The organism is Paenibacillus sp. FSL L8-0644 (assembly GCF_038008165.1).
GTDB classification, from domain to species: domain Bacteria; phylum Bacillota; class Bacilli; order Paenibacillales; family Paenibacillaceae; genus Paenibacillus; species Paenibacillus polymyxa_D.
Genome location: NZ_JBBOYN010000001.1, coordinates 1,341,436 through 1,357,250, shown reverse-complemented (window position 1 = coordinate 1,357,250; position 15,815 = coordinate 1,341,436). Strand labels below are relative to the sequence as shown.

Sequence of the window (15,815 nt, the reverse complement as noted above, 5' to 3'; positions counted from 1 at the left end):
GATAGCCACAAGACCCAACAAGCAAGAAAACCTCCAGCATCCACATTTCTAGTGGAACTGGAGGTTTTCTTGTTTTACGATACCGAATCTGAGCTTAAGCAGATCTTTTGTTTTTGTTGTAAATATCGAAGGCAACCGCCAGCAGCAGCACCAAGCCCTTGATTCCTTGCTGCCAGTCAATACCCAGACCGATCAGAGACATACCGTTATTCAGTACGCCCATGACCAAACCACCGATAATGGCTCCAAAAACGGTTCCGATCCCGCCGGATGCGGAAGCTCCACCGATAAAGCAGGCTGCGATGGCATCTAGCTCGAAGTTCGTACCCGCTCTCGGCGTAGCCGCGTTCAGACGTGCAGCAAAGATCAGACCGGAAATGGCGGCCAGCACGCCCATGTTAACGAATACCCAGAACGTTACTTTTTTCGTTTTGACACCGGACAGACCCGCCGCCTTTTCATTTCCACCTAACGCATACACATGACGGCCCATAATCGTGCGGTTCATGACGAAGGAGTACACAACGATCAGTATGAACAGCAGCACGAGAATGTTAGGTATCCCCGCGTAGCTCGCGAGCATGAAGGTGAACAGATTGATGACCGCAGCTACCACAATCAGCTTGAGTACAAATAATGTCTGTGACGGAACCTCAAATCCGTATTTAAGCTGAGAACGACGTTCGCGAAGTTCGTTCACGATAAACCATACCGTGAGTGCAATGCCGACAATGATGGATACCAGGTTATAACCGGTAGATGAAAAATCCGGCAGGAAGCCTGAACTGATTTTCTGGAAGCCCCCCGGAAATGGAGAGATCGATTGACCTTCCAGCACGATCATGGTCAATCCACGGAAGAGCAGCATTCCTGCCAATGTAACGATAAATGCCGGAATCCGTACATAAGCGACCCAGAACCCTTGCCATGCGCCGATTAACGCTCCGACCAGCAAAGATGCAATGACAGCGATCCATGCTGGAAGCTGCCAATCGACCATCATTATGGCGGCAACCGCACCGACAAAAGCAGCTATGGAGCCGACGGACAAATCAATATGTCCAGTGATGATGACCAGCACCATCCCGATGGCCAGCACGAGAATATAGCTGTTTTGCAGAATCAGATTGGTAATATTAATCGGCTTCAACAGCAGGCCGCCTGTCAGCACCTCGAACAAAATCATAATGACGACCAGCGCAATCATCATGCCATATTGGCGGATGTTATTTTTAAATAGTTTAGTTATGGTTTCCATGCTTCACGCCTCCTGACTTGGTCATATATCTCATCAACGTTTCCTGCGACGCGTCCTCACGGCTAACCTCTCCAGTGATCCGCCCAGCATTCATGACATAAATCCGGTCACACAAACCTAGTACCTCTGGCAGCTCGGACGAAATGACCAGCACTCCCTTGCCTTCAGCGGCAAGTCGATGAATAATCGTATAAATTTCATATTTGGCACCCACATCAATGCCGCGTGTCGGCTCATCCAGAATCAGAATATCCGGCCCGGCGAAAATCCATTTGCTCAGCACCACCTTCTGCTGATTGCCGCCACTCAGATTACCCGTTTTCTGTAAAATGCTCGGTGCTTTTATGTTCATGCTTTTTTTCATTTCCTCTGCAACAACGACTTCCTCCTGCTCATTGACGACAGCACCCTTCGTCAGCTTGTTCAGGCCAGTCAGCGAAATATTACGCTTGATATCATCCATCAAAATGAGGCCATACTCCTTGCGATCCTCTGTCACATAGGCAAAGCCGTTGTTGATCGCGTCTGTAACCGTGTTGTTCTGGATCGGCTTGCCGTCTTTAATCAGCTGACCGGAAATGTTGCGTCCGTATGACTTGCCAAACACGCTCATCGCCAGCTCGGTCCGTCCCGCTCCCATCAGCCCGGCAATACCGACAATTTCACCGCGACGGATGTTCAAATTCACCTGATCCAGCACCTTGCGGTCTGCATGATGCTCGTGATACACCGTCCAATCCTTCACTTCCAGAACGACTTTGCCAATCTCGGCATGACGCTCTGGATAACGGCTGGTCAGATCACGTCCAACCATCCCGCTAATGATCCGATCCTCCGTGACCTCATCCTTTTTCATATCCAGTGTCTCAATCGTCTTCCCGTCCCGCAAAATCGTAATCGAATCCGACACCTTTGCGACTTCATTCAGCTTGTGGGAGATGAGAATGCAGGAAATGCCCTGTCTTTTAAATTCCAGCATCAAATTAAGCAGATTTTCACTATCATCCTCATTCAACGCCGCTGTCGGTTCATCGAGAATAAGCAGCTTTACCTTTTTAGAGAGCGCTTTCGCAATTTCGACCAGTTGTTGCTTCCCGACCCCGATGTTCGTAACTAATGTATTGGGATTCTCACTCAAACCGACCTTGGACAGCAGATCGCGTGTACCCACAAAAGTCTCTTTCCAATCAATCACGCCGCCGCTGGCGCGTTCGTTGCCCAGATAAATATTTTCCGCAATCGAGAGATACGGGATCAGCGCCAGCTCCTGATGGATAATGACAATGCCTAGTTCCTCGCTCTGCTTGATATCCTTGAACTCACACGTTTTGCCCTGGAAAACAATATCCCCTTCATAGGTTCCATGCGGATATACACCGCTTAGTACCTTCATCAGCGTCGACTTGCCCGCACCATTCTCACCGCACAAGGAATGGATTTCGCCTTCCTTGACCTTGAGATTTACATTTTCCAATGCCTTCACGCCGGGAAAGGTTTTGGTAATTCCCTTCATTTCCAAAATGATTCCAGTCATGGGATACGCTCCTTTCGGTTGGATTCTTACACTTATTTCAGTCCGATTTGCTCTTTGGTGTAATAGTGACTGCCGACAATATCCTTCTCCACATTCGTTCGATCTACCGAGATCGGATCAAGCAAGTAAGCAGGAATGACTTTTTTACCGTTGTTATAGGATTCCGTGTCATTCACTTCCGCTTGTTTGCCCTGTAAAATGCTGTTGGCCATCACGACCGTTTGCTCAGCCAGCTTGCGGGTATCTTTAAATATAGTTTGCGTCTGCTCCCCGGCCACAATGGACTTGATCGAAGCCAGCTCCGCATCCTGCCCCGTAATGATCGGCAGCGGCTTGTTCGCTGATCCATATCCGACCCCTTTCAGGGATGAAATGATACCGATGCTAATGCCGTCATACGGGGATAGTACCGCGTCCAGATTGGCCCCTGAATAGTAGGCACTCAGCAGATTATCCATCCGCGACTGCGCTAATGCTCCATCCCATCGCAGTGTAGCGATCTGCGCCATCGTCATCTGCTTGCTGCGCACGACCAGTTTGCCGGAATCCACGTACGGTTTCAGTACGGACATCGCACCATTAAAGAAGAAATAAGCGTTATTATCATCCGGTGAACCACCGAACAGCTCGATATTGAAAGGGCCTTTGCCTTCCTTGAGTCCCAACTTTTTCTCAATATATGCCGCCTGTAGCACGCCCACCTTAAAGTTATCGAAGGTCGCATAATACGTCAGATACGGTGTGTTGCGAATCAGGCGGTCGTAAGAAATGACCTGAATGCCTCGGTCGTGTGCCTTCTGAATCACATCCGTAAGCGTGTTTCCGTCGACCGAAGCGATCACCATAACATTGACGCCCTTGGTGATCATATTTTCGATTTGGGAGATTTGGTTTTCCACCACGTCCTCGGCGTACTGTAAATCCGTTTTATAGCCTTGCTCCTGAAACAACCGGACCATATTTTCTCCGTCCCCTACCCAACGCTCGGACGATTTGGTCGGCATGGAAATGCCCACATAGCCTTTTTCCTTGCTGCCCGTTCCACTCTCCGCCAGATTGCAGGCCGAAAGCATCAGGGCCAAAACCAGAAGCCAAACGACAACAGCTCCTTTTTTCATATGAAGTTCCCCTTTCCTCATGTGATGCGGGTCAATTTGAAGGTAAGGATTTTGCAAATCCTCAGGTTAGTGCTAATTAGAGTTGAGATGAGATAGCGCTTACATAAGTGAGGCAATGAGTGCCTCTCCTTTTTTTATGTGCAAACACATGGTATCATTCCAGGCCGGGAAAGGTCTTTGCTGGTTTTGAACTTTTTTTATAAAATTTTAACCTTTGTGTAGGGGGAGGAGACGGGATTGGATTAAAAAAATACAAAAAAGCTTTGCCAGTTTGTAGCGCTGGCAAAGCTAATCAAAAACTCAACTCTGTACAAAAATATTAATTGGGTTCCCTATAAGATTTTTTTAAGATTCTAAATCGGAAATCAAAAAATTAATCAAATGGACTGATTATTATGATAAGTGTAACAATCCACCTTGTGTATTAAACTTCTATAGTTTCGAATATTTGTTGCTTTTTAAATCTTAGCAAGAATTTTGCACATGAAGTGTCCTTACTACGCTAATACAATTGGTCCTGTAGAACATTATAGTAAATAAAGCTTTCTTCGCCGAACAATAATTTAGCTCTATGAATGCTTTCTTCGGACAATTTAGATAGAACAACAATAGCCAAATTATATTTTGCACGTGAACATATCACATAAAATAAATTTTTAGTTTTGCTATATCTCTGATTTTGATCCTTATCGACCTCACTAAGATAACCATCCAAGCTATAACTTCTTTTCCAGTCATTATCGTTTATAAAGCATACCACATTATTAAACTCAGCACCTTTTGTTCCATGATTAGTGGAAAAAGGAGAAGAATCTTTTACTGTATAGTATAAACGTTGGAATTGGACATATTCCAAATTCATTAAATCGTAAAAAAACGAATCCTTCAATACCTCAAATTCATAGTATTTCTTTAGTTTTTGAGGGACTTCCAATAAATTATTCTGAATTACAAAGTTAAAAATTTCGCTAATTTTACTTTCAGCTGATTTTTGTATTAATTCATTCAGAAGATTATTTAAGTTTATTTTATCTTGTAATTTAGAAATTTTAAATGAAGTCTTACTCAAGAGTGACTGAATCTTGTTCTGTTGATACAGCTCAACCATTTCTTCAATAGCGAATAAAAAATTAGCAAACGGACAGTCTCTGTTATCTTTATTTTTCAAAATAAAGTCTTTCTTTTTCTCTCTTCTTCCTTCTGCTCGACCGTATATTGATAAATGATCAACAAAATACCTTTCCAACAAGCGACGATTAATTATAGGAAACGCTAATTCTAATCTATTTAATTCCTGAACATCATTTTCAAAAATTTCAAGAGCATTAAACTTTTTTGATTTTATTACTTTTTCATTTATTTCTTTTAGAAAGTTTTCGTCATTACTTGAGAGAGTTCCGTTATTGAGTGAATTTTGTAATTCAGATGAAAACATTCCATAAATCTCTTCTGCCACTTTATTTTTCAGACGAGTCTCTGGAAGAAGTCTATGAACAAAACTCTGTTTAATTTGCCCTACTTTAAAAGTTGCTTTATCATCCTCATCATACAATTCATGTAATTCTAAGTAGTTATTTTTCTTAGCAATTGCCTTAGTAACCAAATACAATTTTTTAATATTATACGGATCTGAAATCGAAAATTTGGATAAAAGATTATGATTAATAAAATCTTCTGTATCTAAATTCACATCGTCAACATAATAAAACAGACACTTTCCATTCTTTGAATCTCCTGCTTGCTTCTGCTCTAGTTGATCGTCTCTCAATTTATTAAGTAGATTAATTACTTCTTGAGAACATCTGAAATTTTCCGTTTTTTCAATTGTTTTTAATCCATAGAGTAGTGGGTCAATTTTACCTATACTTTTCTCATAAATCTGTTGGTGGTAGTCTCCAAATAATCCAAACAGTATGTTAGTGTCAACTTTCAGTTGGTCTAATAATACTTGAGCTGTATCTTCTTTAGTATCCTGATACTCATCAATAAAAATAACAGGATAAGTGTCCTGAATAAGTTTTTTGAGTACTTTATTCTGCTTAATAAGTTGATTAGCGATTTCAAGCATTACATCGTGAGATATAATACCCTTTTTATAATTAGCATTTTCTTTGTACTGTATTTTATCTGTTAGTTTACCTAAAGCTTCAATCCGCTCAAGATTTTTAATTTTAGCTTCTTCAGCCTTTTTATATGCTACACTCTTTACTTTGGAGGAGTTTAGCGTTTCATTACCTTTATCTATCCTATCTTGTAAATAAGCAATAAGTTTATCTTTCAACTCTCTATGGAATGGTTTGATAATTCCCCATAAAAAATCATGAATTGTTTTGACTTCTACTAATTCATTACCCTGGATTCTATCAATAATTTCTTCTTTGGCAACCCTTGTATAAGTGATACAAGCAATCCTCTTATTCGCCTTTCGATACTCGTTCGCTTTTTTACTAATAATATAATTCAATGCTTGTACCAGAGTCCATGTTTTACCACTTCCAGCTCCAGCTTCAATAATAAAACTTTCTTCTTGATCAATACATCTGTAAACCTGCTGTTCTACTTCGCCAACCATAACAGTCCCTCCTTAATATAGGATGGTACTTGCCAGCCTTTCAAATACATCAGATCAAAAGCAAAATTAGATTTTTTATCATATTTATCTATATATTCATAAATAGAGTAGGAATTATCGAATATTTCTTTATCATTAGTATATTTTTTGATTTTATTATATATACTACTTAATTCTCTTTTATTTTCTAAAATATACTTTGTATTTTCTATCAGAAAAGCTTCTTCAAATGTCCTTCCACACTTTATTCCAATCTTATGCTCATCTTGAGCATAATAATTTGTTTGATAAGCCACTCCCACATTTTCTTGAAACTTCTTTTCATTTGGCATTCCAATCAATTCCTTAATGAGTCTTGTTTGGGGTATCCAGTTTATGAGTGTAGGATTAGTGGTGATCAATTCATTTATCTCGTCACTCTTAATTTCATATTTACCAGGATATTTTCTAATTTCTCCATTAACATCTAATCTTTCATTTAATTTGCAACAATCAATATCGGTAATAATTAATGTTTTAACTCCTAGAAACTCTAAAAATTCTTTGAATTTATGCATATAAGCACCACTAACTTCTATTAAAGAAATATATTGTTCTTCCAAAATTTTAATTGGTACTTTTTTTCTTTGTAGTAAAGCAATTTCGTTATCAACTTCCTTTATGAATAGGGGCATAAGTAAACGTTCGCATAATCCCTCGACCATAATAATCTTGTCAGCAAAAAACATGTCACATTTTACCAACGTTATATATCTTTTCAAGAATTTAAGAGTATCTATATCATAACTATTTTCTTGATCATCTTGAACTGTAGTGTTCTCGGTGATTGTGAATTTCTTCATATCCTTAACTATTAATTGTTTATTGAACCGACAAAAATACCTTATGCTATCAAAAGAAGAGTTAGAAACAATATGAGATGAATGGGTAGTGATAATGACTTGGGCGTTAATTTCATTTTGATTTAAAAATACATTAATTCTTTGCACAAGTACACTTTGTAATTGTGGATGCATATGAGCTTCAGGCTCTTCTATAAAAATAAGATTTAAATCAGTGCCATTGTCTTTTATAGTAGATTTAAAACTAAGAATTTCTGAGATGATATAAATTAAATTACTATATCCTAAACCGTTATATTTTTCGGGAAGCAAATGCTCATTATCTTTATAGAATAATTTTATGCCAGTGAATAGATTACTAACTGTCACGTTAGACTTTAAAGTCAAAGTCGTATCATCTAAATTGGGATAACCAAATGTCGAATAAGAACGTATAAAATCTTCAAAAAAGGAACCTAATTTAATATCAATACCTTTATTAGCCTTGTATATTTCTTCATTTAATGATTCTATTTCTATTTCTGTCTGTTTATTGCTTGGGCTTTTATCTGATCTATTCTTATACTCCTTTTGAAAAACACTTGATAATTTAGAATTACTCCTAGAATTCCCATCATCTACTTCTCTTTGAGCAGCTATGAAACAAGTACCAAAAATTTTGTTTATATCAGTGGGACTAATTTTTTCTACTTCCACATCATCTGATACAGGTTTAATAGACAACTTAAAATATTTATTATAAAGGCCCTTAATATGACTAATGATATCTTTTTGTGAATTTTTCACATACTCTTTGTGTAAATATTCAAAAAATATATTTATTTGTTCCAATCCATATTTAAAAGAAATCTTCAAGCTATTTGATTCGTCCAATGTTGTCAACAAAGGCTTTATATTACTCCAATTATCTTGATCGGTGTACTCAACCGTCAAGATCAACTCAATAGAAGGAAGCTCATCAACACATGTTTGAAAAAAATCCTCCTTTTTCTTCTCATCCTCCTTTGCTAAAAGATAATTTTGAAAAACACTTCTAAAGTTATTATGGCACTCAGAAGAAAAATCCTCCCATTCAAATTTTCTATCTTTTAGAAACCTTTCAAATACGTGTGTAAAAGAGGTCTTTCCAGAATTGTTTTTACCTACAATTAGAGTTGTGTTCATATCTATATGAACATTGTTGTCACCTGTAATATTTTTTAATAACCTATAATTCTTCACTTCGACGTCTTTTAATCTCATTGTCCATCCCCCTAAGTCCTAGGACCTACTTTTGTATAGAACCAGAAAAAATTAGCATTCTATACCTATAGACAATAGTACCATGGAATGTTAATAGATACCAAAAAAAATATACTTTCCCTATGACTAAGAAGCTTATATGCTAACTGATTTTTTATGCTTATGTATACTTTAAGTAATATTGAGAAAGTCAATATTGTATGCCAGCAATAAGATCATGGGGAAAAGTAGATGATGTGACCAACAATAAAATAACGATTTAATTGAACGAATTTTCTTTATAAATAGATGGATACCGCTTAGACGGATCAGCTACGATCCGCTGTGACAGAGACTCTAGAATAGAGTCCGTTTTATAAAGCAACTTGTCTACTTCCTCCTGTCTCATCGTCTCCTCGGATGCTTCATCCTCTCCCGAAACCAGATAATGTACCGTACCGATAAACAGCACCATATCTAAATTGGGCTCAGCATCTGTGTGAATTAAAGGGAATAGGTCAGTCATGGATCGAATGTACGATGGAATGATCTGGTTTCGATGAACATACATGGCCTTAGCCATAGAAAACATCGCTCGATCACAAAGAATGAGGCAGTTTTGAAACTGATGATGGTCGCGCATCATCTGTGCAAGCTTGATCTGGTATTCGGCAAGCTTTTGAAAATCCATCATGCAATTGAATATGTAGGTGTCGCTGTACTTAGGCAATTTGAAATCAGAATCATTATGTAGGTGGGGACTTAAGGAGTAATGTTTCATGGGGAATCAACTCCTGAATTAAAATTTCATAAATAAGGGTTTTGCAAAATCCTGAAACAAATGTGAGCAACGTAGCACAAATATGTAACCATCAAGATGTATAATTTTCTAGCTACCGGACAAGCTTCCTAATAAATATTACTATATAGTAGTTTTTAATTCAATTTACTTACTAACACTTATTAATTAGATGTAACTCTTTCTCTACACTTCTAACTAGAGGATTTTGCAAAATCCAACAAGCGACTTCCAATAATAATATATAGGTCGTGATGATCTAGTTCGTCTATATATTGCACTTTGGAGCGATTGAAATCGATTTTGTAGAACCCTTACTATAGAGAGGTGTATTCATGTCAGAACTTTTGGAATTAGTCGGTACACGTATTCGAGATATTCGAAAGTCTAAAGGGCTTTCCCAAGAAGCTTTAGCCGAAAAAGCAGGATTCAATTCGAGTTATATTGGATTTATTGAGCGAGCGGAGAGAAATATATCTTTGAAAAATCTGGAGAAAATAGCGAAGGCATTGAACGTGGGCGTCTATCAGTTGCTTACATATGTGAAGGACAATGATGAGCTTACCGAAGAACATTCAAGTATAAAAACCATTTTAACTCTCCTAAGAACTCGTGAATCCAAAGATACTGCACTGGCATTAAAGATTCTTACGGACATCTTTATAAGAATCGATGAACGATGAAACAAAAAAGGAACTGCACTTTGCAGTTCCCCACCAATCTCTTACGACAACGCCAACATCGCTTTCATATCTTCCTCTGCGGTAGTAATTAGCTTCAAGCCAAACATCTCCACCAGTACATCCAGCACGCCAGAAGAAATGAACTCAGGCGGCTTCGGCCCAATGCGAATATCTTGGATGCCAAGGCTGAACAAGCCCAGCAGAATGGCAACCGCTTTTTGCTCAAACCAGGACAGCACAATGCTGACAGGCAGCTCGTTCACCGTACAACCGAAAGCATCCGCTAATGCCAGAGCGATTTTCACAGTAGAACCCGAATTGTTGCATTGCCCCAAATCAATATAACGGGGAATCCCTGTATCTCCAACGGTTCCATAATCCACGTCATTGAAGCGGAATTTACCACAGGATGTGGTCAGAATGACCGTATCGTTCGGCAAGGATGTAGCCAGCTCGCGATAATAGTTGCCGCCTTTGCCTGGTGCGTCGCAGCCTGCAATAACGAAGAAACGGCGGATATGCCCGTCTTTAACGGCCTGAATAATTTCAGGAGCCAGCCCGATGACCGTCTCGTGATGGTATCCTGTCGTAAGCACCTGTTCCGACTCTACATCTGCGGCTGGCAGAGCCAACGCGCGCTCGATCAATGGAGAGAAATCGTCGTCCATGATCTTGGCTACTCCCTCCAGCCCGGCTACTTCATAAGAGAAGAAGCGGTCTGCATACGTGCCTTTAATCGGCATAACACAGTTCGTCGTAGCCAGAATTGCGCCCGGGAACTCTTCGAACAGTCTACGCTGGTCATACCAGGCTTTACCGATATTCCCTTTGAGATGTGCATATTTCTTCAATGCCGGATAACCGTGAGCAGGCAGCATTTCCGAGTGAGTATAGATATTGATGCCCTTGCCCTCTGTCTGCCGCAGCAATTCCTCCAGCGCATATAAATTATGTCCGGTCACGACGATGCATTGGCCTTCGATTTTATTTTGGCTGACCGTAATCGGCTGCGGAATGCCAAAACGATCCGTATGCGCACGATCCAGCACATCCATGATCCGTACAGCCGCATTTCCGACCTTCATCGCCATTTCCAAATGCTCTTGTACATTAAAGTTAGAATTGGTTAAGGTCATATATAACGCTTCATGCGTGATGCGATCTACCTCAGGATCGGTATAGCCCAACTGGCGAGCATGTGTCGCATAGGCAGCAATCCCTTTTAATGCAAAAATCATCGTATCCTGCAAGCTCGCTATCGTCTCATCTTTCCCGCACACCCCAACTACTTTACACCCGCCACTCGGCGTCTGTTCACACTGATAACAAAACATATCGTTTTCCTCCAAATATTTATAGATATTTGTTCGTTATCCCCAGCGTAACAAACCCCTGAATGCGTAGGTGTGATTACACACACATTTTTTAGCATTTATCATAATAAGACAGTGTAAGACAATTCCACATTCCAATTATTCCTATTCCAACGAATTTTCCTGAATTCCCCCGCCTTTACGGTACTGTACAGGAGACACGCCCATGGTCTTTTTAAAAGCGGTGCTAAAATAGTGCTGACTGTCGTATCCCGTACGTTCTGCTATATCATAGATAGACAACGTCGTGGAATCCAGCAGTTGCACCGCTTTACGGATACGGGCACGCGTGACGAGGGTCACGAAGCTGTCGTTGAGCTCCTTTTTCAGCACGCGGCTGAGATATACGGCGGATACCTGTAGCCGCGAGGCAAGGGCTTCCAGCGTCAACTCCCGATCGGCGTAGCCTTCCTGAATAAGCTGCCGAGCACGGCGTACGATGGGAGACAGCTGCGATTCGCCATACACCCGATCCCGACACATCCGGTACGCATCCATTGCGCCTTCCAGCCCACCCGCGTTGGATTCCACATGCGTATGAACCGCTATATTCAGGTAGCGTCCAATCGCCTGCTCTATGGAAGCGCCAATCGTCTCGGGTGCCTCCTGCCACAGACATATGCCGATCAGCCCGTTCGCATCGCGGAACAACACATGTGGCAGGTCCTCCAGCAGTTCGCCAATAATATTTTCAGCGGCAAAAAGAAACAACTGTCGGTCATTCTCGCGCATAATCGTCTGCCGGGCCTCTGCCGCTGGCCACCGTACGACACCGATCTGAGCAGGCGGCCGCGATGGAAGCCGTAAAAACGCCAACTGCTCCATGACATCTATGCCCGTATGTTGCCCTTCCAGCCATTCCAGGCAAAACCGCTGGCGCAACAACGGAATATTCCGCTCAATCTGCCCGGCAGCTTGTTCTACATAGGCGGCACGCTTACGCTCTTCCTCGAGCCGCTGACCGAGCCGTGACAGCGCAGCGTGAAGCTGCTCAGCATCTACCGGCTTCAAGATATAATCCTCTACGCCAAGTCGGACTGCCTCCTGCGCATAAGCAAATTCATCATGCCCGGAAATGATTAGACAGCGGCACTCCGGACGTACTTCCCGCAGCCGACGAATCAGTTCAATCCCGTCCATGAACGGCATATTCATATCGACCAGCATGATATCTATGCGAAGCTGACCCACCAGCTCCAGCGCTTCTTCACCATCCTCCGCCTCAGCTGCAACCTCCATGCCGAGTGCCGCCCAGTCTATGCAATCCCGTATCCCCTCTCGGATGATCGGCTCATCATCTGCGATCAATACTTGGTAACGCTGTGCTGTCCCTGTTATCACTTCCGTTATGGCCTGGTCAATCAGACTCACCGTCGTTGAGTTGTCTCTGCCCTTTGATTTCGTCATCCTGACCCTCTCCTTTTTCATGCGGCTTCTTCAGTTGCGCCATATCCAGCAGCAGCGGATGAATGATCGTCACGCAGGTGCCTGCTCCTTCTTTACTATCCAGTACAATTCCATATTCCTCACCAAAAGATAGCCGGATACGCGCTTGTACATTCAGCATGCCGTAGCTTCTACCATTTGTACTAGCCCCACTTTGCTTCTGCTGTCCTTCCATCGCCTCCAGCGGTATTTCCAGCAATTCACGCAGCTCACGCAGCCTTTCTGCCGCCATCCCTGCGCCATCGTCACGCACCGTCAGCAGCAGCTTGTCGCCTTCAGCTTTAGCTTCTATCCAAATCGTGCCTGGGCCACGTCTGGCCTTGATGCCGTGATAAATCGCATTTTCCACTACAGGTTGAAGCATTAACTTCAACACGAACAGATCCTTTAGCTCGTCGGGTACATTCAATTCCCAGCGAAGTCGGTCACGATAGCGGGTTTGCTGGATTTGCATATAGCTAGATATATGCTCAATCTCGGAGCGCAGCGGAATAAAGTCATCTCCCTTGCTCAGCCCGAGACGGAACAATCTCGATAGCGCCCCCACCATGTCAGATACGTCGTCTGCTCCATTTCTTCGGGCCATCCAATGAATGGTATCTAGCGTATTGTATAGAAAATGGGGCTTAATATGCTCCTGTAGGCTGCGCAGCTCGGCATCCCGTTTTTGCCGTTCCCTCAGTTCACTAAGTGACATGAGACGGCGAATTTGCTCCAGCATCCGGTTAAAGCTCCGCCCCAGCATTCCAACTTCATCCCCACGGTCACTCCATTGGCGAACTGTGAGATCCCCTGTCTCTGCTGTCCGCATATAGGACATCAGCCGGAAAATTGGCTGCGCAATGGAACTCGACAATCGCAAGGATGCCGTTAAGCCAAATAGACATACAATGAAAACAAAACAGACGACATAGAACTGAATTTGCCGCACTTCCAGTGTAGATTCGCGTGCCGGGAATACCCCTACGGTTCTCCAGCCCGTGAATTCAGAAGCCCTGAACATGAACAGCAATTCTCTGCCCCCAGCTTCACGGGTAAACATCCCGCTGTCACCTGCCCCGAACCATTGCGGTGGAATGCGCTCAATCAAAGGCATATCCGGCCTGTACACGCTGCGTCCCTCAGCATCTGTCACCATTAAATACCCACTTTTGCCCAAGGTTACATCTCTGGCGGCCTGCGACACAGCCCGTAGCTTGAGGTCAATCATTATCGCGCCTAGCACGCGTCCGGTTTCCGAATCCGTAACCGAACGAACGACGGAGACAATTTCACTGTCCTTGTACCGGACATGAGTGGTCACATTACGGTGGCTCGGCTGTCCTAGCACAGTGAATATGCCTGCATGCTGCGCCGCCTGTTGGTACCAATCTTCTTCCGTCAGGCTACGCGTGCTTCGAGCATACATTTCGTTGCTGATATAGTCGCCTTTTTCGTTCACGATCAGAATCCCTGCAATTTCAGGATATAACGTAGTATAGCCCTGCAAAAATTGCTTCATTTTATACAGCGTATCCTGCTCCTGTACAGAACTTAATGCCTGCTTGGAGCTGAGAGCCTGATTTTGCGCCGAGTTCTGAGTCTGCTCCCCCTGGTTTTCCGGTGTTATTACACTCGCATGACCTGCGTGGCCGTCAGCCAGCGTCTTCCCTTTCCAGAACTCCCCGATATCGGGGTTAAAAGCAATCAGATACGTCATGTTCTGCAAATTTTCCATTTTGGTGTCTAGTGCTTCGTTTACCTTGCCAATCAACTGCATCGTATGGTCTTCCACCTGCCGCTCAATAATCCGTTCCACCGTCCAATTGACCAGCAGACCTAATCCCAGCGAAGGTACAATGCCAAACAACAGGAACAGCAGCATGAGCTGATAGCGTAAGGGCATATTGCGCAAGCGTAACCGCGGCATCATGTGGTGCACTCCTAGCTGGATACGCTTCCAAAATTTATTTCGCATAATAATCATCTACATTCGCCTGGGTGACAACAGAGATTCCAGTGTCTACCCGCACGGGCAGCGGAGTGTTGTCTCCGGTGGAAGAGGGCGCAGGAGTCGTCAAATGATGATGCAGATGGAACAGATATTGAAGCGACCAATAGCCCATATTCCATGTTCCCTGGGCAATTGTTGCCGAGATTGTGCCACCACGAATCATATCCAATGTCGCTTTATTCGTATCAAAAGAAATGATTTTCAGCGGGTGGCTGTTTTTTTGACTCAGTACCGCTTCACCTACACCTGTTCCTCCCGTTGCTTCGGTCACAAAAATGCCCGCCAGTTTCGGATAAGCTTTCATCAGCCTTTGCGACTCATCCCGGGAAACCATCGCGTCTGCGCGGCCATCCGCTACTTCCACCACCTTCATGGCAGGATACTGCCGCTGTATGGTATCGCGAAAGCCACGCAAGCGTTCCTCATGATTTTGCTGACCGGGTAGCGTCAAAACAGCGACTTGACCTTCTCGTCCCAACAGCTCTGCCATTTTATCCGCAGCGGTCACGCCCGCCTTATAATTATCCGTGCCCAAAAAAGAATACGCCCGACTCCCCGGCGCTTCGGCATCAAACAGTACCACAGGAATGCCCGCATCCAGCGCCTTATTAATTACCGGAATCAGAGAGTGAGGATCAATCGCTGATATGGCAATCCCTGCGGGCTTACGAGCAATCGCCTGCTCAATAACGGTCGTCTGCTCCTGCGCATCATAACGGGTAGCTCCCCGATACTCCACAGTCACTCCCAAAGCATCTCCTGCATCCTCGAAACCCTTGAGCCCGCTTTTCCAATACTCCAAGCCAGACTGGAAGGTAATCATCATATAGGTTTCTCCGATGCTGCCTCGTAGCCCCTTATCTTCCCAAGTACCATTCAACGGGCCAGTTTGTTCATACCTGAACACATAGAGAGCAAAGGCCGCAATCAACAGCATATATACCAGCAGCGTTTTTTTCATCCTTCCTCTCCTTTT

The 15,815-nt window shown here is 43.1% G+C and carries 11 protein-coding genes; 1 reads left to right on the top strand and 10 read right to left on the bottom strand.

The features are described 5' to 3' along the window. Window positions 1–94 precede the first annotated feature (94 nt). From mmsB to NSS94_RS06050, 6 genes are all read right to left on the bottom strand, one after another. Complete coding sequence (mmsB, locus tag NSS94_RS06075; RefSeq protein ID WP_023987351.1) at window positions 95–1,258, bottom strand: multiple monosaccharide ABC transporter permease; 1,164 nt, start codon at window positions 1,256–1,258, stop codon at window positions 95–97. After that, window positions 1,242–2,792, bottom strand: a complete 1,551-nt coding sequence (gene mmsA, locus NSS94_RS06070) for a multiple monosaccharide ABC transporter ATP-binding protein (protein ID WP_029516133.1) — start codon at window positions 2,790–2,792, stop codon at window positions 1,242–1,244. Before mmsA ends, mmsB begins: the two co-directional genes overlap by 17 nt. Window positions 2,793–2,824: 32 nt before the next feature. Next, window positions 2,825–3,910, bottom strand: a complete 1,086-nt coding sequence (chvE, locus tag NSS94_RS06065; RefSeq protein ID WP_336077296.1) for a multiple monosaccharide ABC transporter substrate-binding protein — start codon at window positions 3,908–3,910, stop codon at window positions 2,825–2,827. Between the two features lie 502 nt (window positions 3,911–4,412). Beyond that, window positions 4,413–6,482, bottom strand: a complete 2,070-nt coding sequence (locus tag NSS94_RS06060; protein WP_341038943.1) for a UvrD-helicase domain-containing protein — start codon at window positions 6,480–6,482, stop codon at window positions 4,413–4,415. After that, window positions 6,467–8,566, bottom strand: a complete 2,100-nt coding sequence (locus tag NSS94_RS06055) for an ATP-dependent nuclease (protein WP_341038941.1) — start codon at window positions 8,564–8,566, stop codon at window positions 6,467–6,469. The genes NSS94_RS06060 and NSS94_RS06055 overlap by 16 nt, the downstream gene beginning before the upstream one ends. 259 nt (window positions 8,567–8,825) lie before the next feature. Further along, the gene (locus NSS94_RS06050; RefSeq protein ID WP_341038939.1) at window positions 8,826–9,326 is read right to left on the bottom strand and encodes a hypothetical protein; all 501 of its coding nucleotides are present in this window, start codon (window positions 9,324–9,326) and stop codon (window positions 8,826–8,828) included. 353 nt (window positions 9,327–9,679) lie between these two features. On the opposite strand from NSS94_RS06050, the gene NSS94_RS06045 reads away from it, so the two are divergent. Continuing rightward, on the top strand, window positions 9,680–10,027 hold the full coding sequence (locus NSS94_RS06045; protein WP_341038937.1) for a helix-turn-helix domain-containing protein: 348 nt from the start codon (window positions 9,680–9,682) through the stop codon (window positions 10,025–10,027). Between the two features lie 41 nt (window positions 10,028–10,068). Here NSS94_RS06045 and hcp read toward each other — a convergent pair whose 3' ends face one another. From hcp to NSS94_RS06025, 4 genes are all read right to left on the bottom strand, one after another. Beyond that, window positions 10,069–11,361 (bottom strand): hydroxylamine reductase, encoded by a 1,293-nt coding sequence (gene hcp / locus NSS94_RS06040; RefSeq protein WP_340931532.1) that lies wholly within the window; start codon window positions 11,359–11,361, stop codon window positions 10,069–10,071. Window positions 11,362–11,505: 144 nt separating this feature from the next. Beyond that, window positions 11,506–12,807 carry a response regulator gene (locus NSS94_RS06035; RefSeq protein ID WP_069010373.1) on the bottom strand — a complete coding sequence of 434 codons (1,302 nt, stop codon included), beginning with the start codon at window positions 12,805–12,807 and terminating at the stop codon, window positions 11,506–11,508. Beyond that, window positions 12,758–14,758, bottom strand: a complete 2,001-nt coding sequence (locus NSS94_RS06030; protein ID WP_039269448.1) for a cache domain-containing sensor histidine kinase — start codon at window positions 14,756–14,758, stop codon at window positions 12,758–12,760. The genes NSS94_RS06035 and NSS94_RS06030 overlap by 50 nt, the downstream gene beginning before the upstream one ends. Window positions 14,759–14,792: 34 nt before the next feature. Then, a complete protein-coding gene (locus tag NSS94_RS06025) occupies window positions 14,793–15,800 on the bottom strand; it encodes a substrate-binding domain-containing protein (RefSeq protein ID WP_165144527.1) in 1,008 nt (335 codons plus the stop codon). Window positions 15,801–15,815: the final 15 nt, after the last annotated feature.

Bases quoted from the DNA above. Each gene is read 5' to 3' on its own strand.
- mmsB (WP_023987351.1), bottom strand. From the start codon at position 1,258: ATGGAAACCATAACTAAACTATTTAAAAATAACATCCGCCAATATGGC.
- mmsA (WP_029516133.1), bottom strand. From the start codon at position 2,792: ATGACTGGAATCATTTTGGAAATGAAGGGAATTACCAAAACCTTTCCC.
- chvE (WP_336077296.1), bottom strand. From the start codon at position 3,910: ATGAAAAAAGGAGCTGTTGTCGTTTGGCTTCTGGTTTTGGCCCTGATG.
- NSS94_RS06060 (WP_341038943.1), bottom strand. From the start codon at position 6,482: ATGGTTGGCGAAGTAGAACAGCAGGTTTACAGATGTATTGATCAAGAA.
- NSS94_RS06055 (WP_341038941.1), bottom strand. From the start codon at position 8,566: ATGAGATTAAAAGACGTCGAAGTGAAGAATTATAGGTTATTAAAAAAT.
- NSS94_RS06050 (WP_341038939.1), bottom strand. From the start codon at position 9,326: ATGAAACATTACTCCTTAAGTCCCCACCTACATAATGATTCTGATTTC.
- NSS94_RS06045 (WP_341038937.1), top strand. From the start codon at position 9,680: ATGTCAGAACTTTTGGAATTAGTCGGTACACGTATTCGAGATATTCGA.
- hcp (WP_340931532.1), bottom strand. From the start codon at position 11,361: ATGTTTTGTTATCAGTGTGAACAGACGCCGAGTGGCGGGTGTAAAGTA.
- NSS94_RS06035 (WP_069010373.1), bottom strand. From the start codon at position 12,807: ATGACGAAATCAAAGGGCAGAGACAACTCAACGACGGTGAGTCTGATT.
- NSS94_RS06030 (WP_039269448.1), bottom strand. From the start codon at position 14,758: ATGATGCCGCGGTTACGCTTGCGCAATATGCCCTTACGCTATCAGCTC.
- NSS94_RS06025 (WP_165144527.1), bottom strand. From the start codon at position 15,800: ATGAAAAAAACGCTGCTGGTATATATGCTGTTGATTGCGGCCTTTGCT.